General features: G+C 46.2%; 26 protein-coding genes. 21 read left to right on the forward strand and 5 right to left on the reverse strand.

Going from position 1 to position 26,152, the window contains the following annotated elements; all coding sequences use genetic code 11:
* Positions 1-91: 91 nt before the first annotated feature.
* The 5 genes from ACYVFD_RS25010 to ACYVFD_RS25030 all read left to right on the forward strand — a co-directional run bounded on the left by ACYVFD_RS25010 (position 92) and on the right by ACYVFD_RS25030 (position 6,591).
* Positions 92-1,024 (forward strand): D-2-hydroxyacid dehydrogenase, encoded by a 933-nt coding sequence (locus ACYVFD_RS25010; protein WP_461093236.1) that lies wholly within the window; start codon positions 92-94, stop codon positions 1,022-1,024.
* 30 nt (positions 1,025-1,054) lie between these two features.
* Positions 1,055-2,467 carry an enolase C-terminal domain-like protein gene (locus ACYVFD_RS25015; RefSeq protein ID WP_461093237.1) on the forward strand — a complete coding sequence of 471 codons (1,413 nt, stop codon included), beginning with the start codon at positions 1,055-1,057 and terminating at the stop codon, positions 2,465-2,467.
* A 236-nt stretch (positions 2,468-2,703) separates the two neighbouring features.
* Positions 2,704-5,415 carry a DNA gyrase/topoisomerase IV subunit A gene (locus tag ACYVFD_RS25020; RefSeq protein WP_461093238.1) on the forward strand — a complete coding sequence of 904 codons (2,712 nt, stop codon included), beginning with the start codon at positions 2,704-2,706 and terminating at the stop codon, positions 5,413-5,415.
* A gap of 102 nt (positions 5,416-5,517) precedes the next feature.
* Positions 5,518-5,886 carry a VOC family protein gene (locus ACYVFD_RS25025; RefSeq protein ID WP_461093239.1) on the forward strand — a complete coding sequence of 123 codons (369 nt, stop codon included), beginning with the start codon at positions 5,518-5,520 and terminating at the stop codon, positions 5,884-5,886.
* Positions 5,887-6,591, forward strand: a complete 705-nt coding sequence (locus ACYVFD_RS25030) for a SanA/YdcF family protein (protein ID WP_461093240.1) — start codon at positions 5,887-5,889, stop codon at positions 6,589-6,591.
* Positions 6,592-6,661: 70 nt separating this feature from the next.
* On the opposite strand, the gene ACYVFD_RS25035 is transcribed toward ACYVFD_RS25030, so the two are convergent.
* Positions 6,662-6,877 (reverse strand): hypothetical protein, encoded by a 216-nt coding sequence (locus ACYVFD_RS25035; protein ID WP_461093241.1) that lies wholly within the window; start codon positions 6,875-6,877, stop codon positions 6,662-6,664.
* 38 nt (positions 6,878-6,915) lie between these two features.
* Positions 6,916-7,509, reverse strand: coding sequence for an RNA polymerase sigma factor (locus ACYVFD_RS25040; protein WP_461093242.1), 594 nt, complete (start codon positions 7,507-7,509; stop codon positions 6,916-6,918).
* Between the two features lie 649 nt (positions 7,510-8,158).
* Here ACYVFD_RS25040 and ACYVFD_RS25045 point away from each other — a divergent pair.
* The 3 genes from ACYVFD_RS25045 (at position 8,159) to ACYVFD_RS25055 (ending at position 12,006) form a co-directional block, all read left to right on the forward strand.
* Positions 8,159-8,872 (forward strand): LytR/AlgR family response regulator transcription factor, encoded by a 714-nt coding sequence (locus tag ACYVFD_RS25045; protein WP_461093243.1) that lies wholly within the window; start codon positions 8,159-8,161, stop codon positions 8,870-8,872.
* Between the two features lie 14 nt (positions 8,873-8,886).
* A complete protein-coding gene (locus ACYVFD_RS25050) occupies positions 8,887-10,827 on the forward strand; it encodes an ATP-binding protein (protein ID WP_461093244.1) in 1,941 nt (646 codons plus the stop codon).
* Between the two features lie 582 nt (positions 10,828-11,409).
* The gene (locus tag ACYVFD_RS25055; RefSeq protein WP_461093245.1) at positions 11,410-12,006 is read left to right on the forward strand and encodes a CAP domain-containing protein; all 597 of its coding nucleotides are present in this window, start codon (positions 11,410-11,412) and stop codon (positions 12,004-12,006) included.
* Positions 12,007-12,086: 80 nt separating this feature from the next.
* On the opposite strand, the gene ACYVFD_RS25060 is transcribed toward ACYVFD_RS25055, so the two are convergent.
* Positions 12,087-13,574: a capsule assembly Wzi family protein gene (locus tag ACYVFD_RS25060; protein ID WP_461093246.1), complete on the reverse strand. Its 1,488-nt coding sequence runs from the start codon at positions 13,572-13,574 to the stop codon at positions 12,087-12,089.
* Positions 13,575-13,813: 239 nt separating this feature from the next.
* On the opposite strand from ACYVFD_RS25060, the gene ACYVFD_RS25065 reads away from it, so the two are divergent.
* From ACYVFD_RS25065 to rplT, 8 genes are all read left to right on the forward strand, one after another.
* Positions 13,814-14,386 carry a DinB family protein gene (locus ACYVFD_RS25065; RefSeq protein ID WP_461093247.1) on the forward strand — a complete coding sequence of 191 codons (573 nt, stop codon included), beginning with the start codon at positions 13,814-13,816 and terminating at the stop codon, positions 14,384-14,386.
* Positions 14,387-14,472: 86 nt separating this feature from the next.
* A complete protein-coding gene (locus tag ACYVFD_RS25070) occupies positions 14,473-14,883 on the forward strand; it encodes an EVE domain-containing protein (protein ID WP_461093248.1) in 411 nt (136 codons plus the stop codon).
* A gap of 91 nt (positions 14,884-14,974) precedes the next feature.
* On the forward strand, positions 14,975-15,868 hold the full coding sequence (locus ACYVFD_RS25075) for a class I SAM-dependent methyltransferase (RefSeq protein WP_461093249.1): 894 nt from the start codon (positions 14,975-14,977) through the stop codon (positions 15,866-15,868).
* Positions 15,869-16,002: 134 nt separating this feature from the next.
* The gene (locus ACYVFD_RS25080) at positions 16,003-17,178 is read left to right on the forward strand and encodes a tetratricopeptide repeat protein (protein WP_461093250.1); all 1,176 of its coding nucleotides are present in this window, start codon (positions 16,003-16,005) and stop codon (positions 17,176-17,178) included.
* Between the two features lie 143 nt (positions 17,179-17,321).
* Positions 17,322-19,265 carry a threonine--tRNA ligase gene (thrS, locus tag ACYVFD_RS25085; RefSeq protein ID WP_461093251.1) on the forward strand — a complete coding sequence of 648 codons (1,944 nt, stop codon included), beginning with the start codon at positions 17,322-17,324 and terminating at the stop codon, positions 19,263-19,265.
* 210 nt (positions 19,266-19,475) lie between these two features.
* Complete coding sequence (infC, locus tag ACYVFD_RS25090) at positions 19,476-20,030, forward strand: translation initiation factor IF-3 (RefSeq protein ID WP_461093252.1); 555 nt, start codon at positions 19,476-19,478, stop codon at positions 20,028-20,030.
* A 156-nt stretch (positions 20,031-20,186) separates the two neighbouring features.
* Positions 20,187-20,381, forward strand: a complete 195-nt coding sequence (rpmI, locus tag ACYVFD_RS25095) for a 50S ribosomal protein L35 (RefSeq protein WP_461093253.1) — start codon at positions 20,187-20,189, stop codon at positions 20,379-20,381.
* Between the two features lie 224 nt (positions 20,382-20,605).
* Complete coding sequence (rplT, locus tag ACYVFD_RS25100; protein ID WP_020598260.1) at positions 20,606-20,950, forward strand: 50S ribosomal protein L20; 345 nt, start codon at positions 20,606-20,608, stop codon at positions 20,948-20,950.
* A gap of 108 nt (positions 20,951-21,058) precedes the next feature.
* Here rplT and ACYVFD_RS25105 read toward each other — a convergent pair whose 3' ends face one another.
* A complete protein-coding gene (locus ACYVFD_RS25105; RefSeq protein WP_461093254.1) occupies positions 21,059-21,499 on the reverse strand; it encodes a nuclease A inhibitor family protein in 441 nt (146 codons plus the stop codon).
* A 122-nt stretch (positions 21,500-21,621) separates the two neighbouring features.
* Here ACYVFD_RS25105 and ACYVFD_RS25110 point away from each other — a divergent pair, with 122 nt between their 5' ends.
* The 3 genes from ACYVFD_RS25110 to ACYVFD_RS25120 all read left to right on the forward strand — a co-directional run bounded on the left by ACYVFD_RS25110 (position 21,622) and on the right by ACYVFD_RS25120 (position 23,179).
* On the forward strand, positions 21,622-22,155 hold the full coding sequence (locus ACYVFD_RS25110) for a hypothetical protein (protein ID WP_461093255.1): 534 nt from the start codon (positions 21,622-21,624) through the stop codon (positions 22,153-22,155).
* 194 nt (positions 22,156-22,349) lie between these two features.
* Complete coding sequence (locus tag ACYVFD_RS25115; RefSeq protein ID WP_461093256.1) at positions 22,350-22,634, forward strand: osmoprotectant transporter permease; 285 nt, start codon at positions 22,350-22,352, stop codon at positions 22,632-22,634.
* A 137-nt stretch (positions 22,635-22,771) separates the two neighbouring features.
* The gene (locus tag ACYVFD_RS25120; RefSeq protein WP_461093258.1) at positions 22,772-23,179 is read left to right on the forward strand and encodes a hypothetical protein; all 408 of its coding nucleotides are present in this window, start codon (positions 22,772-22,774) and stop codon (positions 23,177-23,179) included.
* A 59-nt stretch (positions 23,180-23,238) separates the two neighbouring features.
* Here ACYVFD_RS25120 and pucL read toward each other — a convergent pair whose 3' ends face one another.
* Positions 23,239-24,084, reverse strand: coding sequence for a factor-independent urate hydroxylase (pucL, locus tag ACYVFD_RS25125; RefSeq protein WP_461093259.1), 846 nt, complete (start codon positions 24,082-24,084; stop codon positions 23,239-23,241).
* Between the two features lie 194 nt (positions 24,085-24,278).
* Between pucL and allB the strand changes: the two genes are divergently transcribed.
* Both allB and ACYVFD_RS25135 read left to right on the forward strand, forming a co-directional pair.
* The gene (allB, locus tag ACYVFD_RS25130; protein ID WP_461093260.1) at positions 24,279-25,613 is read left to right on the forward strand and encodes an allantoinase AllB; all 1,335 of its coding nucleotides are present in this window, start codon (positions 24,279-24,281) and stop codon (positions 25,611-25,613) included.
* A 73-nt stretch (positions 25,614-25,686) separates the two neighbouring features.
* Positions 25,687-26,010: a hypothetical protein gene (locus ACYVFD_RS25135; RefSeq protein ID WP_461093261.1), complete on the forward strand. Its 324-nt coding sequence runs from the start codon at positions 25,687-25,689 to the stop codon at positions 26,008-26,010.
* Positions 26,011-26,152 lie beyond the last annotated feature (142 nt).

Below are 26,152 nucleotides of genomic sequence, written 5' to 3' on the forward strand. Positions count from 1 at the left end.
GGGTAGACGGCTTCATTGATTATCTCATACATTTTCTGGTCGACTGTAGCCAGAAAAGCAACTAAACAACCTGGATTTGCGTAAATCATATATGCAACTATTCGTCAATACTAACCTCGATACGTCTCTTAGAGCGGCACTTCAGCAACAACTTCCATCGGATGTAACGCCTGTTTTTCGACAGGATTTACCGAAAGAAGAACAGCAAGCTGCTTTTCAAGCCGCCGATTTTATCCTGGGCAATCCTCCGGCTTCCTGGTTCTCCGAACCACTTCCCCAATTGAAGTTCTGGCAACTGGATTCGGCTGGGTTTGATGGCTATAAAACTGTTCAACTGACTGCCGCTGTTGCCAATATGGGCGATTATTTTGCCTGGCCCTGTGCCGAAACCATGCTGGCAGGCATTCTGGCTGTTTACCGATGTATTCCCGAGTTGTCTGTCCTGCAAAGTTGCTCCGAATGGGTCGGCGCACCTATTCGGGAGCGAACCAACTTGTTACGACATAAGCAGATCGTCATTCTCGGAACAGGTACCATCGGTCAGGCCATGCGACAAATGCTGTCGGGGTTCGCCTGTTCCATAAAAATGCTGGCCCGGACAGACCCCCACGCCGATTTGCACTCAGCCGACGAACTCAAAGCCGTCTTACCCCAAACCGACATTGTGATCAATTGCTTGCCGGGCACTGCAACCGGATTTTTCTCGGCAGAGCTGATCGCTGCGATGAAACCGGGAAGTATGTACGCCAATGTAGGACGGGGCAGTACAACCGATGAACCGGCCCTGATCGATGCATTGAAATCGGGGCACCTGGGTAGCGCTGTACTGGATGTGACAGCAAAAGAACCCTTGCCCGGAGATAGCCCGCTCTGGACCATGCCAAACGTGTTGCTGACGCAGCATACCGGCGGTGGACAGCCCGATGAAGATGCCGGTAAGGTCGCTCAGTTTCTGAAAAACTTTACCCGTTTTCGAGCGGGCGAAGCGCTGGAAAATGCAGTAGAATTAGCGCGTGGCTATTAAGAAGGCAACCCATGACTAACATAGGGGGTAATGCAGCAGAAACACAATCAGATCGAAAACCTGACTCGCCGGGAGTTTATCCAATCTGCAGGGGCTGTAGTGGCGTTGGGCGTTAGTGGGGCGACTACAGTTGGTAAGGAAAAATGTGTTTCTAAGCCTATGAAAAGCATTCGAATCCGGCAGGTCGATTCAAATTTTGAACGGGAGCCGCTGAATCCGTATCGATTCAAAGGGAGCGCTATTACCGAAAGCTGGCAGGTAGCTTCGATGCTCGAAAGTGAGTCGGGCATCCGTACCATCGGCTTATGTACCCAGGGCGTACTCTGGTCCGATGCAACGGTATTTGCAGCCCATTCCGAACGAGTTGGCAATGCTCTGATGTACGCTATTAGCGACCGCGCCTTGCAAATCCTGAAAGGTGATACGTTTACGGACCCCGTTACGTTGCTGGATAGACTGTTTCCCGAAGTTTATGCCTATGCGAAAACGATTACACGGAATCCAGATTTACGTAAGACCTTTGCCTTAAATGCGCTCGTGAGCGTCGATAATGCCGCCTGGCTCCTGTATGCGAAAGAAAATGGGCTGAGTAACTTCGATGACATAATCCCGCTGGCATACAAAAAAGGGTTATCGTATCGCCATGAGAAAGTGGCCAGTATTCCATCCTTCAGCGTAGGAACGACGACCGACACCATTAAAAAGGCTGCCGATGAAGGATATTTTATCCTGAAACTGAAAACTGGAGCGGCTGGTACGCAGGCCGACATGCTGGAGAAAGACCTGGCATTCCTGACGGCTGTTCATAACGCCATTGGGCACTACGAAACGCCCTACACAAAAAGCGGCAAAATACCCTACTACTTCGACGCCAACGGCCGCTACGAAAAGAAGGAGACACTTTTGCGCTTTCTCGATCATGCCCAAAAGATTAAGGCATTTGACCAGATCGCGGTGATTGAAGAACCCTTTGATGAGCGAAACGAAACGTTTGTGGGTGATCTGGGTGTTCGAATTGCGGCTGATGAAAGTGCTCATACGGTCGACGATGCCGCCATTCGCATTCAGCAGGGCTACGGAGCCATAGCCGTCAAGGCCATTGCCAAAACGCTGAGCATGACCATGAAAATCGCTCAGTTAGCCTACGAGAAAAAGATACCCTGTTTTTGTGCTGATCTGACCGTAAATCCTATTCTGGTCGACTGGAACAAGAACGTAGCGGCTCGGCTACCGCCGTTTCCGGGAATGACCATTGGACTACAGGAAACGAACGGTCATCAGTACTTCAAAAATTGGGAGAAACTGATGGGATACCATCCCCGTGTGGGCGCTTCCTGGATCCGGACCCAACGAGGGGTTTACCCAACCGATTCCTCTTTTTATGCCCAAAGCGGAGGCATATTTTTACCCTCGGCGCATTACGAAGGATTGTTTAGCTTATGACAGGATTCGATGGATGGGCAAGTTAGGAAGCGGCTGTTCAGAACCTATGGATAGTACCTCAGTCGATACGGGATAGAAATCCTGATAAACGTATAAATCCTGTCAGAAACTTACCGTTTTACGTATTCAGAAGCCCTTTTTTGAAATATTTTTCGTATATTTAAGGAGTCGAATACAACACCAATTGCACCCAATATCCACCTGTTTATTGGCTGGAATAATTCTCCATCATGTCAATGATAAATGAAGAAAATGAAGGATTAATGGACGACGAATTGCCGGGACCCGACGCGGAAACGACGGCCGACGGCATTGAAGTGACTGACTCCATTGGTCCAGAAAACCAACCCACTAATCCCTCCGATGAAGTTCTGCATGACCAAACCGTTGTGTCGGGGCTCTATGAAACTTATTTCCTAGATTACGCATCCTACGTTATTCTCGAACGGGCTGTTCCAGCCGTTGAAGATGGGTTAAAGCCTGTTCAGCGCCGGATTCTCCATGCCCTGAAAGAGATGGACGATGGGCGCTTTAATAAAGTGGCCAATGTGATTGGGCAAACCATGCAGTATCACCCACATGGTGATGCGTCCATTGGGGAAGCGCTTGTCAACATTGGACAAAAAGAGCTTCTGTTCGATACGCAGGGAAGCTGGGGCGACGTCCGAACGGGCGATGGTGCGGCTGCCCCCCGATACATTGAAGTACGTCTTTCAAAATTTGCGATCGACACCATCTACAACGACAAAACGACCGAGTGGCAGTTGTCGTATGATGGTCGCAAGCGGGAGCCGGTGACCCTACCGGTTAAGTTTCCACTACTACTGGCACAGGGGGTTGAGGGTATTGCCGTCGGACTTTCGACCAAAATCCTACCCCACAACTTCAACGAACTGGTTGAGGCTTCCATTCAGATTCTGAAAGATAAGCCCGTGTCGCTCTTTCCTGACTTTCAGACAGGAGGATTGATCGATGTGAGCAACTATAACGACGGGCAGCGCGGAGGAAAGGTGCGGGTTCGAGCCCGGATTGAAGAAATCGATAAGAAGACGCTCGCTATTCGGGATGTTCCGTTTGGCGTAACTACGTCGCAACTGATTGACTCGATTGTCAAAGCGGCCGAACTGGGTAAGATTCGGATTAAAGCCCCGAGCCGGAATGTAGCGGCAGTAGTCGATAATACAGCCAGAGACGTTGAGATTCTGGTTCACCTGCAACCCGGCGTTTCGCCCGACGTCACCGTTGATGCGCTTTATGCCTTTACCGATTGCGAGGTGTCGATTTCTCCGAATGCCTGTGTAATCATTGGCGATAAACCGCATTTTGTCAATGTAACCGACATTCTGCGGGTCAACACGCAGCAGACTGTACATCTACTGCAACGGGAGCTGGAAATTCGGCGTAGTGAACTGATGGAGCGGTTGCTATATAGCTCGCTCGAAAAAATATTTATTGAAAACCGGATTTATCGGAAAATTGAGGAGTGCGAAACCTTCGAGGCCGTTCTGCAAACGATAGATAAAGCGCTTAAGCCGTTTAAAAAACAGTTTTACCGGGAAATCAAAGAAGATGACCTCATCCGGCTTACCGAAATTAAGATCAAGCGTATTTCCAAATACGATGGTTTCAAAGCTGATGAGTTAATGCGCCGGTTAGAACAGGAACTAGGCGAAACCGAAGATAATCTGGCAAACATTACCCGGTACGCCATTGCGTATTATAAAGAGCTGCAGAAAAAGTACGGGAAAGGCCGGGAGCGTCGGACGGAAATTCGAAGCTTCAACACCATCGCTGCGAGTGTCGTGGCTGCGGCCAACCAGAAGCTGTACGTCGATCGCGAGGGCGGATTTATTGGGTATGGGCTGAAAAAAGACGAATACGTCAGCGATTGCTCTGATATCGATGATATTATCGTCTTCCGTCGAGATGGCAAATGCCTGGTGACGAAGGTTCAGGATAAGGTGTTTGTCGGAAAGGATATTCTGTATGTATCTGTTTTCAAAAAAGCTGACGAACGGAAGATTTACAACATCGCGTATCTGGATGGGAAGTCAGGCATTACGATGGTAAAACGCTTCCCGGTGACGGGCGTTACCCGAGATCGGGAATACGACCTGACAATGGGAAATCCAAAATCGAAACTAACGTACTTCAGTGCCAATGATAATGGCGAAGCGGAAGTGATTACGGTAAACCTGACGGCGCAAAGTTCGGCCAAGGTGAAGCAGTTCGATTTCGACTTTGCCTCACTTTCGATCAAGAACCGATCTGCACAGGGAAATATTCTGACGAAATATCCGGTTCGGAAAATTACCCAGAAAACGGGTGGAGTTTCGACCCTTGGGGGCGTTGATATCTGGTATGACGACCACCTCGGACGGCTCAACCGTGATGAGCGGGGGCGATTGCTGGGGAATTTTGATGCGAAAGACAGTATTCTGGTGGTCTATAAGGATGGGCAGTACGAATTAACGTCATTCGATTTGACCAACCGGTACGAACCTGCTGATATTGCCATACTGATGAAATTTGAAGCGGAAGTCGTCCTCTCAGCCGTGTATTTTGAAGTCAATCAGAAAGCTTGGTATGTTAAGCGTTTTAAGGTGGAAACTACCTCGCTGGACAAGAAATTTAGTTTTATAGGTGACTCCAAAGGATCGAAGTTGTTGGCTGTGAGTGTCGATCGATATCCTCGCATCGAAATTGTACATCAGGTAAAAGATCGTGGGCCACAGGAAAAAATGGTATTAGAACCAGAAGGCTTCATCGACGTACGAGGTTGGAAGGCATTAGGAAATAAGTTGCCGTTTGCGAAAGTAAAAGAGGTAAAGCTACTGCCTCCCAAAGTGGTTAAAGAAACTGTAAAAGTCCCAGTCCTTATTGAGACAACAGTCGAACCCACAGCTACTGAAGAGAAGGAGCCTATTCAGTTAGGGTTGTTTTCGTAATTAATGGTCCAGGTTTAACGTTTTAAACTAAACATTTCCCCGCCGGGATTGATCGTTACGACGAACCGTTTGAAACGTTAAACCTGCAATCCGAAACAAAGAATGGCAGACGCAAAGATTTTGGGATTACGGACGGTAATTTATGCAGCTCCGAATCTTACTGAAACAAAAGAGTGGTATACGAAGGCATTCGGAATAGAACCTTACTTCGATGAGCCATTCTATGTAGGATTTAATGTAGGAGGGTACGAACTCGGCCTTGACCCTAATCTGGAACCGGCAGAAGGGAGTACACAGACGTATTGGGGCGTTTCGTCAATCGACGATAGTATACAACAATGGATTGCGTTAGGTGCCACCATAAAGTCTGACATTCAGGATGTTGGAGATGGTATTAAAGTTGCAACTGTTGGCGATCCGTTTGGTAATGTGGTTGGATTAATTGAAAATCCACATTTTAAACTACCTTAAATGAATACGACCTTGGCTACCAACTACAGCGATGAATCTCCGCACGAAGCGGTAGGCGTCCGTGTAGCTAAGCGGGTCGTAAAAGTAATTATTGCGTTTGCGTTTGTAGGAGCTACGGCAGTTCTGGTCTGCAACTGGTGGGTCGTTTATAACACCCGGAATCAGGTGTATTTTAATATCCACGAATTGCCCGCCAACGACTACGGGCTTGTACTGGGTACCAGCAAGTTTGTGCGAACAGGAAAGGAAAATCTGTTTTTTCGATATCGAATGGAAGCCACTGCCCGGCTTTGGAAAGAGGGGAAAGTAAAATACCTGATCCTGAGCGGCAATAATGATTCCGAATATTATAATGAGCCGGCCGACATGAAGCGGGCGCTTGTCCGGTTGGGCGTTCCGCCATCTGCCATGCTTCCTGATTATGCAGGCTATCGTACCTTTGATTCGGTGGTGCGTTGCAAAGACTTCTTTAAGCAACACAAAATCACCATTATCTCTCAGAATTTCCACAATGCCCGGGCCTTATACATTGGTAACCACGAAGGCATGGAAGCCATTGCTTTTGCGGCCCAGGACGTACCGGATGGCTACTCTATGCGCACGCTTATCCGCGAATATCTCGCGCGGCCATATGCATTACTCGACATATACGTGTTTCGGCCGCAGCCCGAAAAAGGCAATGCCGAACGAAAACGAACTTCTTAGCGCTGAGCCTGAATTTCGTTTTCATTCGGCAATTAGAAAACAGTAACGAAACGGAAAGGTGTACCTATTCCTAACGTCCGTTGGCAAAGTAAAGCCGAAGCGTTTGGTCGGTAACCAGAAAGTTCATCAGCCGGTTCAGGTTGTAGGGAGAGTCGCCTATCTGGATGTATTCATGGCCAAGTACCCATTGGGTGCTTTGATCATGAAGTTTCGAATTATCATAGCGATAAACCTGAATTTGCTTAATCCCTTGCTCGTTGATCAGATTTTGTAGTTGGTCAATCATGTCTATTTTGCATTGGAAGGTGGATACAGCGCATGAATTTAAACAATTCCTACATCTTCTCTAAAAGAAGTTACGTTAGTTTCGCCAGGTTGATGCAGCTTTTTGTACAACGTTCTGGCGCGATCTCTGGCGCGTTGGAGTCGCATTTTCACCGTGCCTACAGTTAATTGCTGGCTATTGGCAATCGATTCAACCGAAAGACCATCGCAATATTTTATACGAAGTAAATTTTGTTGATAAGCAGGTAATAGGCTGATTACCTGCTCCATTTGTTGTGGTATTAGGAGGAATGTATCTGATTCGTTAGTTATCAGATCCTCATTTTCAACTTGGTAGCGCTCATGTATTACCCGGCTCCTTTTCACTTTTTGAAGTTCACGATTGCAATAGTTCGTTGTAATAGACCACAACCAGGTTGTAAACGTTGCCTTACCACTGAAACGATCTAAATTGTTTATTAACCGGATGAAAATTTCCTGCGTTAAATCTTTTGCATATTCAGGGTCTTTGCAGTAGGATAAACAAATTTGATAAACCCATTTCCGGTGTCGGTTGTAGAGGTGGGTGAGGTATTGATTGTCTTTATGGCATACATACAGCATGACGAGTGTTTGGTCGGATAAGCGTTTCATTTATGGGGTTGATTTAGTAATGCAGTAACCAGGTGCCAATAACCAACTCCGGTTTCGGCTGAAGAAAGAATGCGTTTGCCCACTAGCATATGGAGCAGGGGTAAAGCCTGAGAAGCAGATTACCTAAAAAGGTCTCCTATACAATAACAATTGGTTTTACCCCTGTTGTATATAGCACATGATTGTGCATGGGGTCATCTACTGACTGTATCGCCTGAGTTGTTTGCCAGGAGCAGAAGCGGCCTGTTGGCGAAATGAGTAAGAAGCAGAAAATTAACGTTACAGTTCATGGAAAAGAGGAGTCCGGTTCAAGTTAGTATGGTAATCCAGAAAAGATCAATAATCCATAAACGTTAATTGTTACCTTTGAGTAGGTATCACAAAAAGGCTAATCTTATCAAAAATAGCCAGGAAAAAAGTTTGGCCAAAAGCGAAAAAAAGAGAATTTATGAACGTGGCTAATCTGTAGATGAACACCCTCAAATAGTCCATGAAAATAGCATCTGAATGTACATAAGATTTTCGTAAGGGAAATTATGTATCATTTAAAGTAAAAAAGCGTGAGTTCAGTATAGTTCATTGACACAGGTAATCTATACATTATTTAAAGGTAAGGTACTTTTTTAAAGTGTAACCACCGTAATGACGAATGAAAATTAACACGCTAGTGATCGATGATGATGTCATATGGCAGAAAGTGATCACGAAATTTGTGCAGATGAATCCATTGCTGGAACTGGTGGGAGTGTGCGGATCAGCTATGGAAGCCTACGCAAAGTTAACTCAGTTGGAAGTCGATATGCTGATTAGTGATATCGAACTACCCGATATGTCTGGCCTGGCATTGATCCGGAGTTTGCCACGTCCGCCGTTAGTAATTTTTGTTACCTCATATCGACATTATGCCCTGGACTGCTATGAGGTATCGCCAGTTGATTTTATGCTCAAACCGCTCGAACTGGATCGTTTTATTCAAGGTGTTGAAAAGGTAAGACAACGGCTGCTGACTGCTCCTGAAGCCACTACAATGGCTCCGTATTTTTTTGTGCGTGAAGCGTTGAACTATATCCAGATTGCCTACCATGATGTGTTATACATGAAAGCTCAGGAGAATTTTTTGCAGATAGTGACACCTACCCAAACCTATCTCCCCATTTTATCAATCTCGAAAATGGAAGAACAGCTTAAAGGGGATGTGTTTTTGCGGGTCCATCGATCCTATCTGGTTCATCGGGGAGCTATCGCAACGATCGGAAAAAATGAGTTAACACTACGCGATGGGCAGATAATCCCTATCGGGGAGCAATACCGGGCGCAATTGAATCGGAAGCATATCGAGGGACGGCTAATAAGCCGAGGGTAAAGGCGTACCAGATCATGGTAAAGAAGTCGGACAACCTAAGCTGTACTGGAAAAATTGAACCTGTTATGGGGTTAGTTGTCAGAGTTTGTTGCCTGTATCTGGTAGTTGTCGGGTTGGCACATGGACAGTCTCAAATTCAACAATTAAAAAATCAACTGACAACCGCTACAACTGACACGGCCCGTAGTCGGATCTATTTTGAATTGGGCAGTCAATATCCTGATGTGGCTGTCGATTCCAGCCTGTTTTTTCTGAATCAGTCGTTACACTTAGCGAAGGAAGCCCATAGTTCATTTCTGATTGCACAAGCCCTTTGGAAATTAGGCTTTATCTACATGTACTATCCCAAAGACGATGATAGAGCCATTAACCTGTTTTCGCAGAGCATAGCTATTGCCAAAATCCACAAGGACAAAATTAATCTTGCCCGTTGCTACACCTATCTGGCTATGGTAGCTTATCATCAGCGAACAGGTAACTGGAACGAACTGCTGGATAAAGCCAAAGGGTTTGCCGGGGCAACGAATGACTGGCAGGTGTTGTCGGAGGTCTATGCTATGACCTCCAATATCTATTCCTATGAAGGGCAACCTCAGAAAGCGATCAAGACAATCTACAAGGCTATGCTGATTAGTCGTCCCAGTTTTGATCATTGGTTTTCGTATTCGCTGGATTATGCTGAAATGTTGGCGGAGATAGGCCGCAGGAATGAGGCAAAGGCAGTTTATCGGGAGCTATCGACAGTAAAGAATCAATTGGGGTTTGCGCAAAGTGATTTTGTGCATTATAATGACCTGGCCAGGCTCGAAATAGGATTAAAAAACTATAAACAGGCTGAGCAATTACTACTGCGAATGGTAGCTATGGAGAAAGAACGGGCCAAACCTGATTCATTTCACCTCTTTATCATGCAGCGCTCCTTGCGCCAGCTATATATAGAACAGCAGGATTACAAAAAAGCGTTTCTGGCGGCTGATAAACTGGCTGATTTGCGTGTATGGAAAAGCAACAAGGAACAAACTATTGATAGTCGTCTCAAAATGACCCAATTACGGGCGGCTCTGGACTTGGAGAAGAAAGAACGGGAAATTGCTCAGTTAACAGCACAGGAACAACGAAATCGGTCTTATCTGGTAGGAGCAATAGTTATTGCTGTAATGCTGGTAAGTTTCGTTTTGATATTGCAGCGAGCGAAACGCCGGATTGAGCATCAGAGTACCGAACTCCGAGAACTCAACAGCATGAAAGATAAGCTGTTTGCCATTTTGTCGCATGATTTACATTCGCCGGTTGCCAGCCTGAAAAACCTGCTGAGTCTCACTACCTGGGGGGCATTAAGCCAGCTCGAATTTGCGGAATCGATCCAGATACTGAACAGACAGGTGAGTGGTCTATTAACTATGCTTGATAATCTGCTAAACTGGTCGATGTCGCAGATGGGAGGTATTCAGCAGCGATTAAACCCCATCAACTTATATCTGATTATTGACGAACAACTTGCCCTTTTGCGGCCAATTGCGGAGACAAAAGGGGTTACTTTACTCAATAATTTACCCGCTGAGATACCCTTATTAGCTGATGCTAATCAGTTGGGAGTTGTTTTTCGTAACCTGCTGCAAAACGCCCTTAAGTTTACCCATCCTGGTGGACAGATAGACGTGAATGGTTCGCTTGATAGCGATTGGTGTACTATACGCGTAACGGATAGTGGCATTGGTATGCCCCAAAGCATACAGGACCAGCTATTTCGAAAGGGAACATCAACCAGCCAACCGGGAACAATGGGTGAGAAGGGCACAGGGATAGGATTGACTATCGTCAACGAATTGATACAGGCGAATCGTGGACAAATACGCTTCGAAAGCGAAGAAGGAGTCGGAACCACATTTATAATTTTGTTTCCACGAGCCATTCCCCAACGCCGACCTGAATCGTGTGAACAGGTTTTCGGTTAGCTGGAAAAGCCAAATTTATTATTCAACGCATAAAATAAACTTGCCCGCTACGTAAAGACTTACAGTTGAAAGGCAGGCTTGCCCTGAGTATTTGTATTTCCGGTTTCGACTTGTAGATGTGCTTCCTTAAGTTGATCAAACCTGAATAGCTACTATACATCATCCTTGGCCGCTGCCTGGATCAATACCCGCCGGTAGACTCACTCTGACCATCGACTCCCTTAAGGATAATTGCTTTTATTGAATTGATCCCGAGAGAACGCTAACGGATCAACGCACGCTTGTCCTAATTAGTCCCCTCTAGCTTTTCGTTGGCCAATTTAGTAGCCTTTGCTGATCCACGAATGATCACGTTAGATACACTGTATCTAGCGTGATCAGCCTCTTCTCTACAATCTCACCAAGTATTCCTAGTAAACCTATCTAGAATAACTAGATTATTCGGGGTTTATTTTGAATAATTTATTGTTACCAAAAATTGCATATAGAAAAACAATTAGTATTATTATGTAGTTTTTATTTCGTTTATAATGATTTATGTTTCGTTAAAGTATAACTAACTAACCTTAAATTGGTGATAGTATGAAAACCGTCTATGTTTTTTTAATGGTTGCTTTGATGGGATGTGTGCTTGCTTGTCAATCGGAACAGGAAAAGACGGGGACACCCAGCCCTGTAACGTCGTCGGTGCATAAAGAAGGAGGCATGGGTCAGCCAGAGAGCGAATCGCCTGAACATTCGGGCGCGCGAGATGCAACACTTCCCTTGCAACAGGAAGTGCTAGCGTATATTAATGAAGCTCGTTCGCAAACCTGCCTTTGTGGTACAACCGTTTACCCGGCAGTTGCTCCGCTCACACTGAATGCCCGGCTTAATGGAGCGGCCGATAAGTTTGCGGTCGATATGGCTACGTACAATTATTTCAGTCATACAGGTCGTGATGGTTCACAACCCTGGGATCGTATCTCTCGGGAGGGGTATCAATGGAGTTCGGTGGGCGAAAATATTGCAGCAGGCTATCCAAGTGCCCGGTCGGTGGTGGATGCATGGCTGAGTTCACCAGGCCATTGTCAGAATATCATGAACCCGTACTTTCAAAACGTAGGTGTTGGCTATGCTTACAATGTAAACAGTACGTACAGATATTATTGGGTAACTGATTTTGGAACCAGGAAATAGTAAGTTGATTAGTTGAGTGGTTAATTGGTTGAGGAAGTTAAACTCAGTTCTTCTCATAAACCAATTAACCACTCAACCAATTACCGACTCTTGCCTTCTTTTCGGATGCCGACATAAAAGCCGACACTATTATAATATAAGTCCCCAATATCGGTAGCAACGGAAGCATTGGCCGTAACGCCGTTCAGAATGTAGAGTGGTGAAGATACCGAAAATACCGACGAAAACTGCCTCACTGGCACTTTAAAAGGGGTTTCATAAGTTCCCAGGTTTTCGCTGTAAGAAGCTTTAAATTGGAACTTGAAAAAATCAAGTACCTGCCCTGACAGACCCAGGTGCATGGCGGCTACCCGGTTGTTATTCGTAAAACCATAACGAGGTAAATCGCTGCGGCTATCAGAGGTTGGCGTAATGAAGGGTGTCCCCATGGTTAGGCCATATCGCGACCAGCCATCCTGATACTGGGAATGGTTGAAGTAGTTGTCTCGTCCACGTTGAGCAGGGTTGGTATCTATGAATAAGGAGCCACCCTGGCTTTGGGTGAACAGGTATTCGACTAAAATGTCCTGAATCTGAAATCCGTTTGGATTGTGGGGACGGCGGTTTCGGATACGTAGGCCATTCAATCCGTCCTGAATATTGATCAGGTAAAAGAGCGATCCATCTTCATATATATTCTGCCGATAGGCAAATACTGAGAATGAACTGCCTATGTATTCAAACCCTAAATCCACAGTACCCAGGTGATTACCAATCCGGTTTTCCTGGTCAAAATGGCTGATTCGGTTTGTGTCGATATTATTCCGGGTGTTTAGAGAACGAGCTAATACCACATCGACATAATCGCTTAGCTGGTTGGGGAGCTGGTTGTTTTTGATGACTGAGTTGGTCGGTAAGCGTTCTGAATTACCTCCCCACATAACCTCGTGGTTGATGCCGGCATACAGTTTTAATCGCCAGTTAGGTTTTCCAAACCGCATATACAAGGCCTTTTGATGGAGCATGGAATTGTTAATGAATCGGTCCTGCTCAAACCAACCATGCGCATAAAATCCCTTAAAACTGATCAAGCCTTTTCGCGGAATATAGTCAGGAAGTGCGAACTGTATTTTTAACATCGGTAACGTATTACCCGACCAGGCATAGGAACCCGAACTTAACGTCGAATCGACGAGCCCAACAATTTCCCGTCGGCGACCCGCCCAGAATTCCATGCTACGTCCGAATTTGAGTTTTAAGTAGGCTTCTGGTATCAATACTTTATAGTTATAACCGGCATTAAGTACGGCTTCTGCTCCCCAGCCCCAATCGACCCGACGGTTGCTGGCCCTAAGACTATCCAGCCGACTTTTAGGGGTATCGTGGTAGTCGACCCGTAAGCTTTGCCGAAAGGTCATAATAGCATGTTCACTCGGGACGATGCCGTATTGATTCGCTCTGAGCCAAAAGGGGGTTTGTCCTGATGTAGAAAAATAACTGCCTACCTCCGAACGGAAGTGTAGTGGTTTGATCGTCTGTCCGCAACAGAGCGACACTCCCAGCAGCCAGAAAGAAAGCCAACGGATCATACCCGAAAAAATTAGTAACAGTACGTTTCTATTGCCTGAGTTACAGCATTTTTAATTAGTCACTTTTTGGCCGGCAGAGGAATAAAAAAGAGTCTACATAAAATATGCCATATGAAACGTTAGGCTTCATTTAAGCCCAAATGAAAGTTGTAGCTGGACAATATCGTCCATTTCAATGGTTTTTTTCGGAACAACATGAATAAAGCCGTACCTTTGCAGTTGATAACGATTAGTACATTATGGTTCCAAACGACGAACTGATTCGCATCATCGACCTGCTAAACACAACCTACGAAGGTGAAGAGGCCTGGCATGGCCCATCCGTTGTTGATGTGTTGCGGGGTGTTACACCCGAAATGGCTGGGCAACGAATCGCTCCCAACACACACAGTATAGCCGAACTCGTTTTTCATATGACTAGCTGGCGGATATTTTGTGTCAAAAAGATGCAGGGTGATGCGACGTTCGATATTACAACTCCAGATAAGAATTTCGGGGCATTACCGGATAAAATTGATGATTTCGAGTGGGAAGCGCTCGAAATGGAGCTGAGCCTTAGTCAGGAAGAACTCATTAACGAACTCGATAAACGCGACGATGATGAGTTTCTGGAAGACATAGTGCCCGGTCGTGACTATACGTATTACGATATGCTGCATGGCATTATCAATCATGATCTGTATCATACAGGTCAGATTATGATTTTGCGGAAGGCACTGGCTTTTAAGGGAGCAGGCTCGCAGTTCGACGACGATGTCGACGAATACGGTTCCCCGTTCGGCAGCAGCCACGAACACGACGATTACTATTGATACTAATTTTGAATGAGTGAATGATAGAATGAGCGAATAGATTCGCCAACACTATTCACTCATTCTATCATTCACTCATTCTATCATTGAACTTCTGGCTTGTCAAGTCTGAGCCCGACGCGTACGGGTGGCATCATTTTACTGCACAAGGTCGCGCCATATGGGATGGTGTTCGCAACTATCAGGCACGTAACAATCTGAAATCCATGCAGCTGGGTGATCAGGTTCTGTTTTATCATAGTGTCACAAATCCGGGCGTAGTTGGTTTGGCTAAAGTGGTACAGGAAGCCTATCAGGACCCCACCGTGCCCGACGATCCGCGATGGGTTGTTGTTGAATTAGAGCCGGTTATGATGTTAGAAACGCCAGTTTCGTTGGCTCAGATCAAAACGGAGCCCTTATTGGCCAATCTGAGCCTCATCCGCCAATCCCGGCTATCGGTTATGCCCGTCCGGCCCGATGAATTTGAATTGATCCTAAAAATGGGACAGAAATGAATTTTGAATGAGTGAATGATAGAATGAGTGAATAAGTTCGCCAACGCTATTCACTCATTCTATCATTCACTCATTCAAAATTGAGTTTAATATGGCTACTATTCAACTGGTTACGCCTGCTGTCTGGCCTGAATATGAACTGATTGATTCGGGGAATTTTCAGAAGCTCGAACGCTTTGGCAACTTTATCCTGTCACGGCCGGAACCCCAGGCTATCTGGGATAAATCCCTCCTGGATGCGGAATGGGAAGAGCGTTCGCATGCCATTTTTCGACGGGATCGCCAATCGCCCGAACGAGGTGACTGGCAAACTTCCCCCGATATGCGCGATCCCTGGTATGTATCGTTTCGGCAGGAAGGGCTAAATCTGAAGTTTAAACTGGCACTCACCACCTTTAAGCATGTGGGTTTATTTCCCGAACAGGCTGATAACTGGCTCTATATTCATGATAAGATTAAAGCCATTTCGGCTCATGTAACTAGGCCGAAAGTCCTGAATTTGTTTGCCTATACGGGTGGCGCTTCACTGGCCGCTCGTCAGGCAGGTGCCGATGTGACCCATGTCGATGCTGTAAAGCCGGTCATCAGTTGGGCGCGGGAAAACATGGACCATAGTGAGCTGGATAACATTCGTTGGGTGGTTGAGGATGCCGTGAAGTTTGTTCGGAGGGAAGTTCGTCGGGGAAATTCCTACAATGGCATTATTCTGGATCCGCCAGCGTATGGTCGAGGGCCCGATGGTGAAAAATGGGTGCTTGAAGAACAACTGAACGCCCTTCTCAAATCTTGTGCCGATCTGCTCGACGGTACCGATTTTTTCTTTATCATTAATCTGTATTCATTAGGGTTTTCGTCGCTCATATTAGACAACCTGATGCAGCAGATATTCGGGAAAGTACCCAACCCTGAATGGGGAGAACTCGCCATTACCGACCAGTTCCAGAAACGATTACCTTTGGGGGTGTTTTATCGGTTTGGGGTATGAATAAAGAGCGAAAGAACTTTAAAAAGAGTGAAAGATCTGACGCACCCTTCAAAAGCGGGCATTGGATATTCACTCATTCACTCTTTCGCTCTTTCACTCTTTTTAAAGTTCTTTCGCTCTTTATTCTTCTTGCTTTGGCATCCTGCGGAAGTGATGAGCGCCAGTCGGCGCGTATTCCAGATTTTCCCAAGCCAGGTGATAGTAGTCGGACCGAAGGCGCTTTACGGGCGTTGACAGCCGCTATCAATCAGTCTTCGTCGGCTTCTGCCTATGCTAAACGGGCTGCTATATTGCTGGCAATGGGCCGAATCAATGAGGCTCTATCTGACATCGACGAAGCCATTAGTCGAAATGATAATACAGGATCGTATTATTTGATTAAAGCACAGATTCTGCGAGTGTTGCAGCAGCCGGAAAAGGCCCTTCAAAACGCTCAGCGGGCCGAGATTCTTGGAATCGATACGCCAGAATTATATACCCTACAGGGCGATCTGCTTCAGCAGCAGAATCAATTTGATAAAGCAAAGCTCTACATTGCCAAAGCCCTGCAAATGGCTCCCTATGACGGAGAAGCCTATTTTTTTAAGGGGTTAATGGCTGCCCGACAAAGCGATACGACCCAGGCATTGACGTTATATCAACAATCGTTACGGCTTAAACCGAGATACCTGGAAACCTATAATCAGCTCTCGTCTATTTATCGCTCCCTCGGTGATCTGAACTCCGCCCTTGTTTACAATGAACAGGCATTGGCCTACTTTCCGAACAATGCCAAACTGTATTATGGGCGAGGTCTTATTTACCATACCGAAGGCAAACTGGATAGTGCCATGATTGATTATCAACGCACGGTTAACGTGCAGCCTGGCTATTATCAGGCGCATTTCCAGATGGGGTTGATTAATCAGAAATACCGGAATTATTACACGGCACTGACGAATTTTCAGCGTGTGCAGCAACTTCGACCACAGTTTCCACGAATCGATACATACATTGGGTATTGTCATGAACAAATGGGGCAATTTGAGTTGGCGATAGAGGCTTATACCAAAGCCACCAGGTTGAATATCAACGACCACCAGGCTGCTGCCGGACTATGGCGTTCGCAACGGCGTCAATATGTACAGCAAAACCCATATAACTCCTTATTTTTGCCGGATAGCACTGCCCGACCACTACCATCGGCCCGAACGCGTCCTGAATTCGATACCACCCGGGTTCGAATATCGACGATTCAGCCAAAGTCGCCGGTAATGAGCCATGCCAGCGATTCGCTCCAGCGAACCGTGAAACCCATTGGACAGAATTAACTGAATGAATAATTGATAATGAGTAATGTATAATGAATTTGTCAGTTCAGGAACTGTCATTATGCATTGTTCATTATACATTTATAGAAGTGGCTTACAGTTGTAGGTAAGCTGCGGGTACCACCAATAAATAATAGTCGCAAATGATTGCGCAGGACGAACAAATCCGTGTAACGCTGCCTGATGGTAGCGTTCGACAATATCCCAAAGGAAGCTCTGGGCTGGATATTGCCGCTCAAATTAGTGAAGGGCTGGCTCGTAACGTATTGGCCGCCAAAGTAAACGGTGTCGTACAGGATGCCACGCGCCCCATCGAAGAAGATGCCAATGTGCAGCTTTTGACCTGGAACGATACCGAAGGTAAGTCAACCTTCTGGCATTCATCGGCTCACTTGCTGGCCGAAGCGCTCGAAGCTCTGTATCCTGGTGTAAAATTCGGTATTGGTCCGCCCATCGAAACCGGCTTTTACTACGATGTTGATCTGGGTGGACAGCCCTTTTCGCAGGAAGACTTCAAAAAGGTTGAGGATAAAATGCTCGAACTGGCTCGTCAGAAAGAGCAGTATGTCCGTAAACCAATGAGCAAAGCCGATGCGATTGCCTATTTTGAAGAAAAGGGTGATCCGTACAAACTTGACCTGCTCGAAGGCCTTGACGACGGCACCATTACGTTCTATACTCAGGGTAACTTTACCGACCTGTGCCGGGGACCGCATATCCCCAATACGGGTTTTATCAAAGCCGCTAAAATTATGAACGTTGCCGGTGCCTACTGGCGGGGCAACGAAAAGAATAAACAGCTTACCCGGATTTACGCCGTCACGTATCCGAAGCAGAAAGAGCTTGATGAGTACCTGTTCCTGCTCGAAGAAGCCAAAAAACGTGACCATCGGAAGTTAGGAAAGGAACTTGAGTTGTTCGCTTTCTCGGAAAAAGTAGGAGCCGGGTTGCCGCTCTGGTTGCCGAAAGGAACGATGCTGCGCGAACGGCTGGAAAATTTCCTGCGCAAAGCTCAATTACGGGCAGGGTATTCGCCGGTTGTAACGCCCCATATCGGTAGCAAACAACTGTACGTTACTTCCGGGCACTGGGAGAAATACGGGGAAGATTCATTTCAGCCCATAAAAACGCCCGATCCGAACGAGGAGTTTTTGCTCAAACCGATGAACTGTCCGCACCACTGTGAGATCTACAAAACGCGCCCTCGGTCGTATCGGGATTTGCCCCTGCGACTGGCCGAGTTTGGTACAGTGTATCGCTATGAGCAGTCGGGTGAGTTGCACGGACTGACCCGTGTACGCGGATTCACACAAGATGATGCGCACATCTTCTGCCGGCCCGATCAGGTGAAAGACGAGTTCATGAAGGTGATCGATCTGGTGCTGTATGTTTTCAAATCGCTTGGTTTTGAGGATTATAGCGCTCAGGTATCGTTACGTGATCCAGAGAACAAAACGAAATACATCGGCTCCGACGACCTATGGGAGAAAGCCGAAGCGGCCATTATCGAATCGGCAGCCGAAAAAGGATTGCCAACCGTAATGGAGTTAGGGGAAGCCGCTTTCTACGGTCCGAAACTTGACTTCATGGTTCGTGATGCACTGGGCCGGAAGTGGCAGCTTGGAACGATTCAGGTGGATTATAACCTGCCGAATCGCTTTGAACTGGAATATATTGGAGCCGATAACCAGAAGCATCGCCCCGTCATGATTCACCGGGCACCGTTTGGGTCGATGGAGCGGTTCATTGCCATTCTGATCGAAAACTCGGGCGGGAATTTCCCACTTTGGCTTTCACCGGATCAGATCGCGATTCTACCGATTTCGGAGAAATACGAAGATTACTCCAACGATCTGTTCTTCAGTTTGCAGGAGCACGACATTCGCGGTTTTGTCGATCTGCGTGACGAAAAGATTGGTCGTAAAATCCGGGATGCAGAAGTAGCTAAAGTGCCTTACATGCTTATAGTAGGCGAGAAAGAAGCCGCTGATGGCAAGGTGTCGGTCCGCCGGAAAGGTCAGGGCGACCTTGGCAGCATGAGCGTGGAAGAGTTTGTGAAGGCATTCCAATCAGAAGTCAAAGTATAAGTTCATAGTTTGCAGTTTTCGATTGGCTGGCGCAAAAATATTTGTGCGTCTGCTAACCGAAAACTGTAAACCGTGAACCATAAACTTGCTTGGTAGTTGTATTTTCAATAGTTTACCGAACTTTTTAAAAACCGTTACGTTATCCAAGCGACTTTTCATTAATTCATGTAAAAGTCAGCTTTAAACAATTTGTTACCCTAAACACAATCTATGGCATTACCCCAGCGCAGACCACCTCGTCGTGTGGTTGAAGAACCGTACAAAGTCAATGAGCGCATCCTGGCCCGCGAAGTTCGGGTGGTCGGTGAAAATGTAGAGCAGGGAATCTACGACATAAATAAAGCACAAGCGATGGCAAAGGCACAGGGACTCGATCTCGTAGAAGTGTCTCCGAATGCCGTTCCGCCTGTTTGCCGTATTGTGGATTACTCTAAATTCAAGTACGAGCAGAAGAAGAAACAGAAAGAAATCAAGGCAAACGCCACCAAAGTCGTCATCAAAGAAATTCGGTTTGGCCCTAATACCGACGATCACGATTTTGATTTCAAACTGAAACACGCCATCAACTTCCTGAAAGAAGGCGCTAAAGTAAAAGCCTATGTCCAATTCGTAGGTCGCGCTATTGTTTTCAAAGACCGAGGCACTCAATTACTGGAGCGGTTTACTAAAGGTCTGGAAGAATATGGTAAAGTCGAATCCGAGCCAAAGCTTGAAGGAAAACGCATGACCGTTTTCCTGTCGCCCAAAGCAGTCGGGAAGAAATAAGCTAAAAAACGGAGAAAAGGAGGAAGGGAAGAAAGGAGAACGGACGTAAGGAACACATTCTGTTTCTTTTCCGCCTTCTCCTTTCTTCCTTTCCTCCTTTTTTCTTAACTTTGCGGCCTGTTTACGAAAATTGTTCCATACAAGCGGTTTACTCCAATGCCAAAAGTAAAAACCAACTCGGCTGCCAAGAAGCGTTTCAAGCTGACCGGTACCGGTAAAATCAAGCGGAAGCACGCCTTCCACAGTCATATCCTGACGAAAAAATCCACCAAACAAAAGCGTAACCTGGTTCACGCTGCTGTTGTGGATAGCACAGACGAGCGTCGCATCAAAGCGTTGCTGAACGTCTAAAAACGAATGAATAATGTATAATGAACATTGGATAATGATATATCCGGTTTGTTATGCGGAAAGGAACGAATCCGTTCCTGGTTTTAAGTTTCACCCGATGCCAAGCCCAAAGTGAATGAAGAATGTTTAATGTAAAATGAATAATGTTGACTGTTCTCAGTTCTTATACATTATCCATTAATCATTATTCGTCCGCTTGTCGTCAAAAAACAACTAATAATACAATGCCACGTTCCGTCAATCACGTTGCCTCACGGGCGCGTCGGAAAAAAGTAATGAAGCTGGCCAAAGGCTATTTTGGTCGGCGCAAAAATGTTTGGACAGTAGCTAAGAATGCTGTCGAAAAAGGTTTAGGATACGCCTATCGCGACCGTCGTGCTAAAAAACGCGATTTCCGGGCTCTCTGGATTCAGCGGATCAACGCTGGGGCTCGCATCAATGGTATGTCGTATTCAGCTCTGATGGGTGCACTGAACAAATCGGGCATCGAACTCAACCGCAAAGTCCTGGCCGACCTGGCCATGAACCACCCGGAAGCATTTGCCGCCGTTGTGGAACAAGTGAAGTAAACAGAAGAAGTAGATAGGAGCGAGGAGATAGGAGTAAGAATGGCTGACGCAAAAATTGCCGCCGTATAAATTCTCGCTCCTAACTCCTCGCTCCTTTATTTAATACACCTACGTCTGCACGACTTTCGTCTTCAGCCCCGCCCGTTCATCGCCAGGCTGGAGGCCCAGTAGATAAACATCCATTTCCGAATCACCTACCCGGAATACCTGCCGAACCGTTAGTTCTTCCTCAACCAGTTTTTTTAATTCCTGGAATTTAGCGGTACGTGCTTTTTCTTCGTTGCCATACCAATCCTGGTCCGTAACCACAGGGTCCCAAAAGTCGGCTTCCGGGATTTCTTCCACATAAACGGAAGGGGGGAGCATTTGCCAATCTTTGATCTGACTAACAGTAAGTGGTGCGTCCTGTTTGAGGTAGCAGGTTACTGTTTCGATGGGTTCGTCAGATTCGCTTGGGTAAAGTAAATCAGGAAGTAGCTGGTTGGCTTTTTCGGTAAACAACTTTTTTTCTGAAATTGGGTTGCTACTTTTAGACTCTTCGTTCGTCATAAGCGTGAAAACAGATTCACGACAAATTAATCGATTCTGGTTGAAGTAACCGTTGATGTCTGTTTATTTTTAACGCGGTGTCAAGGAACCCTTTTCCCGCTTAACCACAAAAACAAGAAATCATGTTTGAAACACTGATGAATCTGGTACAGCAGAATGCTGGTCAGTCTGTAATTAACAACCCAGCTATTCCTAACAGCCAAAACGATAACGTCATGCAGACTGTTGCCAGCAGCATTTTAAGCGGTCTGGGTCAGCAGGCACAAGGCGGTGGGCTCGGTAACTTACTGGGTATGGTCGTAAATGGTGGTAATGTTCAGCAAAGCGCCGTTACGCAGGGAGTACAACAGCATGTAGAACAGAGCCTGATGGAGAAAATGGGTATTTCGCCCCAGGTTGCCATGTCGGTGGCCGCTACATTGGTGCCGGTTGTGTTGAGTAAGCTCATGCATAAAGCTTCCGATCCAAATGATTCGAGTGTCGATGGAAACTCGATTCTGGGAGCCGCTACGGGTCAGCAGGGCGTTGACTGGATGGGTATGGCAAGCTCAGCTATGGCCGATGGTAAACTGGATATGAATGATTTGATGCGGGTGGCTACCCAACAAGGTGGCGGTCTGGGTGGTATGCTGGGTGGTCTATTTGGCGGACGATAAGCATATCAACGTACTCGCAGGAAAAAAAAGCAGTCTGAAAGGGCTGCTTTTTGTGTGTAGGGTACTTATTACGGTGAAAAGTCGACGGGTTAACAACTAAAATGACCCAACTACCAATTCATGATGGCCCTGTATTGTCTATGTGGTCAACTTTACGGTAAATCTGGAACTCACAGATTGTAGACACAAACCGTATGATCTTCTTCTGGATTTTATGGGGTATCGATGCCATTGCCTCATTGATTATTCTTTATTTCTTTTTTATTGGATTGGCCGATGGTTCCGTTTCATCCTTCAATATGGGCTTATGGCTATTTATACTGGCTGGATTGGGAGTCATTATGGTCGGGAGTTATTGGTTACAGAATCACCAATATGCCGGTTGGGCAAAAATACTACTGGCAATTCTGGCCGTTCCATGCTTAGTATACGCCTTATTTATGTTGATTATTCTGGTGACAAATCCTCGTTGGAACTAACTAATTAGGGGCTTGATTTTCGAGACGCAGATAGTATGAGAGATCTCATGGCTGGATGAAAAGAATATTGTATTTTACAGGCATGTAAATTTATATGCGTTCGTTAATGCTTTAAAATCGTATTCCCTGACCATGTTATGAAAGTCGGTTTGTTACCCATTCTCTGCCTTCTTTTAATTCAGAAACAGGCCTACGCGACTGAGCGGCCAGAAGCAATCGTCAAAAGCGATTCGTTACCCTCTCAACAAACGGCAGTGCTAACGCAGGAACGTTATCGCTATCGATTGGGTAGTTTTGGCAATCAAACGGCGAATAAACGATTGGTTACGGTCTTTGTTTCTCCAAAGAGTCTCAGGCTTGGCAATGAAGTGACATTACCGGTTGGTATTGATGAACGTACAGTTGTCGTACGATCCGGCGATAAAACATTAAAGCTCTGGGAGGATTACGTGTTTATACCAGATACCAACAAGATGCGGATACTGGATGAGGATGCATTAAAATCAGAACGTTCAATCCGTATTACGTACGAAAGGTTGTATTAATTTGGCAGGCAGACGCGTAAGCTCACTCTTGCGCCAGTTTACCGTAAACCACATACCTCTCACTCCCTTGTAATTGTCCCTGTAATGTAGCCGTAGGGTTCGTCGGTGGCGATGAAGATTTCGTTCTTGTTCTCCATGCCAAATTGCTCCAGATTAAACAAAATGTGATGTTTATTGGGCAGTTTAAGGCTAATCTCACGGATTTCCGGAATTTCGGTAAGCACGGCTTCACCCATGGCCAGTAAGGTTTGCTGAACCGATAGACTTTTGTGATGGGCAAATGTTTTCAACAGGATTTCACGGACTTTGGCGAAGAGTGCCGTAAAATCGAGGTCAGGGTGGGTATATGTCCAGGTTGCTTCACACTGCGTGGCAAAAATACGGTCGGCGGTTTCTTTCAAGGTAGTGTACTGATCTTTGATATACCCTTCAAAGCCCGAATCAGTGGTCTTTAAGATCAATAGATCGGTCAATCCCGATGTAATAGCCATTTCGTTTCGGGTTTGAACAACGGTAGTGGTATGTTTTTCGGAGCTGCCACCCACATATGCATGCGGATGGGTGTCGCCATCGAATGTCATTCGAGTCCACGGATATTCGGTGATAGCAACGTTGGCCTGTGATACCTGCGGATTATTGGTCAGAAAATAGTTAGCTAAGTAGCGGGCAAAATTTTCGATGGAATCAATAAAATGCTCTTTGGCAAGGGCATACACCGTATTCTTCTGCGTATCAGTTGGGAGTATTTTCGAGTTGTCGCCCAGCGTGTGTGCTGTGTCAAAGTCACCTTTGAGCGAAATATTGACAGAAATCTGCCGGAATTCATGGTAGTCAGGGTGCCGAATAATCTTGGATAGGTTAACGGCATTTTTGCCGTACGCATTTTCTTTCAGGGTGATATTCATGGTCGTTTCGGCTTATTTCAGAAGTATTGACCACTAGTATAGCCATTATTTTTCTATTTTTAGCCTTTCTCACTCACTCAATAAGTCGACACGTTTGGTCTGACGAATGCGTTGACCAAACGTTCCCAAGCAAATAGTTGGAGGAATAGCTTAACAAGCTAAGGCAGGCGACACCAGATATAGCAATACGAAGGATGATCGATTACGCAATAAAAAGTGCACAGATCATTACCCCAACAGGAGTTCGGCAGGGAGTGGTTTTGGTGGAAAATGGCCGGATTGCCGAAGTCGTAGCGGAACTCCCTCCTGATTTTCCAGGAACTGTACAGGACGTGGGGAATGGCGTATTGATGCCTGGTGTTATCGATCCGCATGTGCACATCAATGAACCGGGTCGAACGGACTGGGAGGGATTCGATACCGCCACACGGGCTGCTATTGCCGGGGGACTAACGTCGCTGGTCGATATGCCACTTAATTCGTCACCGGTGACGACATCGGTTGAGGCTTTCGAACAGAAATTAGCTGCGTTGTCTGGAAAACTGCACACCAACTGCGGATTCTGGGGCGGATTAGTGCCCGGAAATACTGCTGATGTTGAACCGCTTATAGAAAAAGGAATCCTGGGTTTTAAAGCCTTTCTGACGCATTCCGGTATTGACGATTTTCCGAATGTGACAGAGGCTGATCTGCGAAAAGCCATGCCCATCATTGCCCGGCACGGCCTCCCGTTGCTGATGCACTGCGAATTATCTACGGATGAAACGCTGGCAACGGGCGATGTGCGATCATATCAAAACTACCTGTCTTCGCGACCAAAGGAATGGGAAGATAAAGCTATCGCCATGATGATTCGGTTATGCGAAGAATTTAACTGCCGAACGCATATCGTCCATTTATCGTCTGCCAACTCGATCGAACCTATTGCTCAGGCAAAACAAAAAGGATTACCACTCACTGTCGAAACAGCGCAGCATTACCTGTTTTTTAATGCCGAAATGATACCGGACGGACAGACACAGTTTAAATGTGCTCCACCTATACGGGAGCGGGCAAACAATGATCGACTGTGGGAAGCCCTGAAAGCTGGAATAATTGATTTTGTCGCCACCGACCACTCGCCAGCTACACCAGATCTGAAACTACTTGAAAGCGGCAATTTTATGAAAGCATGGGGAGGCATTGCGTCATTGCAACTGGCTTTACCCGTGTTGTGGACCGCTGCCCGACAACGCGATTGTACCGTTATCGATATCGCCCGGTGGCTTTGTGAAAAACCGGCTGAACTGGCTGGCTTTGCTGGCCGAAAAGGGCAGATCGCGAAAGGGCACGATGCTGATCTGGTGGTTTGGCGCCCTGATCAGGCTTTTAACGTTTCGGAAGCCAGTCTTCTGCATAAACATAAAATAACCCCGTATCTGCATGAAGAATTATACGGGGTTATTGAACAAACATACCTATCTGGAAATCTAGTATTTAATCGCGGAAATTTACAGTTGATGAACAAAGGGGACGTGTTGTTAAGCTGATAAATAGTTCGCCAGATAGTGGCCGTAAACGAGTTGGCTCGTCAAATCCTCCGAACCATTATCAATTTGCTTAATGAAAACAACAGCTCTTTTTCTATTGACTTTAGTATCAGTGGCCCTATCATGCAACAACGCGACTTCAGACCATCATGATGAACAGACAACTACCGATTCCGTTCGGCAACAAACAGCTCCAACAGTCGGGAGTGATAAAGATAGCCATGGGTGTATTGGCTCGGCTGGGTATGTATGGTCGCCGGTAAAGGACGATTGTATCCGGATTTTTGAACAGATAAAATTAAGCCCCATCGACGGCAGCGGCTTAGACTCAACCGCCGTAGCGTTTATGCTTTTCAGTGGTGATCGGACCAAAGCTGAAATATATCTGCCTGGTTAGCAGAAGCCGATTACGTTGGACCGTCGGGGAGAGGAAGGGGATTTTAGTTGGCAAAACGATAGCCTGGAAATCATCACCTGGAAAGGGTATGTGTTAAAACGTCACGAAAAAGCTATCTATCACGGTGATGAATAAAATGGGG

The organism is Spirosoma gilvum, assembly GCF_054776815.1.

Excerpts from the sequence above, each read along its gene's own strand:
- ACYVFD_RS25010 (WP_461093236.1), top strand. The coding sequence starts at position 92 with ATGCAACTATTCGTCAATACTAACCTCGATACGTCTCTTAGAGCGGCA.
- ACYVFD_RS25015 (WP_461093237.1), top strand. The coding sequence starts at position 1,055 with ATGCAGCAGAAACACAATCAGATCGAAAACCTGACTCGCCGGGAGTTT.
- ACYVFD_RS25020 (WP_461093238.1), top strand. The coding sequence starts at position 2,704 with ATGATAAATGAAGAAAATGAAGGATTAATGGACGACGAATTGCCGGGA.
- ACYVFD_RS25025 (WP_461093239.1), top strand. The coding sequence starts at position 5,518 with ATGGCAGACGCAAAGATTTTGGGATTACGGACGGTAATTTATGCAGCT.
- ACYVFD_RS25030 (WP_461093240.1), top strand. The coding sequence starts at position 5,887 with ATGAATACGACCTTGGCTACCAACTACAGCGATGAATCTCCGCACGAA.
- ACYVFD_RS25035 (WP_461093241.1), bottom strand. The coding sequence starts at position 6,877 with ATGATTGACCAACTACAAAATCTGATCAACGAGCAAGGGATTAAGCAA.
- ACYVFD_RS25040 (WP_461093242.1), bottom strand. The coding sequence starts at position 7,509 with ATGAAACGCTTATCCGACCAAACACTCGTCATGCTGTATGTATGCCAT.
- ACYVFD_RS25045 (WP_461093243.1), top strand. The coding sequence starts at position 8,159 with ATGAAAATTAACACGCTAGTGATCGATGATGATGTCATATGGCAGAAA.
- ACYVFD_RS25050 (WP_461093244.1), top strand. The coding sequence starts at position 8,887 with ATGGTAAAGAAGTCGGACAACCTAAGCTGTACTGGAAAAATTGAACCT.
- ACYVFD_RS25055 (WP_461093245.1), top strand. The coding sequence starts at position 11,410 with ATGAAAACCGTCTATGTTTTTTTAATGGTTGCTTTGATGGGATGTGTG.
- ACYVFD_RS25060 (WP_461093246.1), bottom strand. The coding sequence starts at position 13,574 with ATGATCCGTTGGCTTTCTTTCTGGCTGCTGGGAGTGTCGCTCTGTTGC.
- ACYVFD_RS25065 (WP_461093247.1), top strand. The coding sequence starts at position 13,814 with ATGGTTCCAAACGACGAACTGATTCGCATCATCGACCTGCTAAACACA.
- ACYVFD_RS25075 (WP_461093249.1), top strand. The coding sequence starts at position 14,975 with ATGGCTACTATTCAACTGGTTACGCCTGCTGTCTGGCCTGAATATGAA.
- thrS (WP_461093251.1), top strand. The coding sequence starts at position 17,322 with ATGATTGCGCAGGACGAACAAATCCGTGTAACGCTGCCTGATGGTAGC.
- infC (WP_461093252.1), top strand. The coding sequence starts at position 19,476 with ATGGCATTACCCCAGCGCAGACCACCTCGTCGTGTGGTTGAAGAACCG.
- rpmI (WP_461093253.1), top strand. The coding sequence starts at position 20,187 with ATGCCAAAAGTAAAAACCAACTCGGCTGCCAAGAAGCGTTTCAAGCTG.
- rplT (WP_020598260.1), top strand. The coding sequence starts at position 20,606 with ATGCCACGTTCCGTCAATCACGTTGCCTCACGGGCGCGTCGGAAAAAA.
- ACYVFD_RS25105 (WP_461093254.1), bottom strand. The coding sequence starts at position 21,499 with ATGACGAACGAAGAGTCTAAAAGTAGCAACCCAATTTCAGAAAAAAAG.
- ACYVFD_RS25110 (WP_461093255.1), top strand. The coding sequence starts at position 21,622 with ATGTTTGAAACACTGATGAATCTGGTACAGCAGAATGCTGGTCAGTCT.
- ACYVFD_RS25115 (WP_461093256.1), top strand. The coding sequence starts at position 22,350 with ATGATCTTCTTCTGGATTTTATGGGGTATCGATGCCATTGCCTCATTG.
- ACYVFD_RS25120 (WP_461093258.1), top strand. The coding sequence starts at position 22,772 with ATGAAAGTCGGTTTGTTACCCATTCTCTGCCTTCTTTTAATTCAGAAA.
- pucL (WP_461093259.1), bottom strand. The coding sequence starts at position 24,084 with ATGAATATCACCCTGAAAGAAAATGCGTACGGCAAAAATGCCGTTAAC.
- allB (WP_461093260.1), top strand. The coding sequence starts at position 24,279 with ATGATCGATTACGCAATAAAAAGTGCACAGATCATTACCCCAACAGGA.
- ACYVFD_RS25135 (WP_461093261.1), top strand. The coding sequence starts at position 25,687 with ATGAAAACAACAGCTCTTTTTCTATTGACTTTAGTATCAGTGGCCCTA.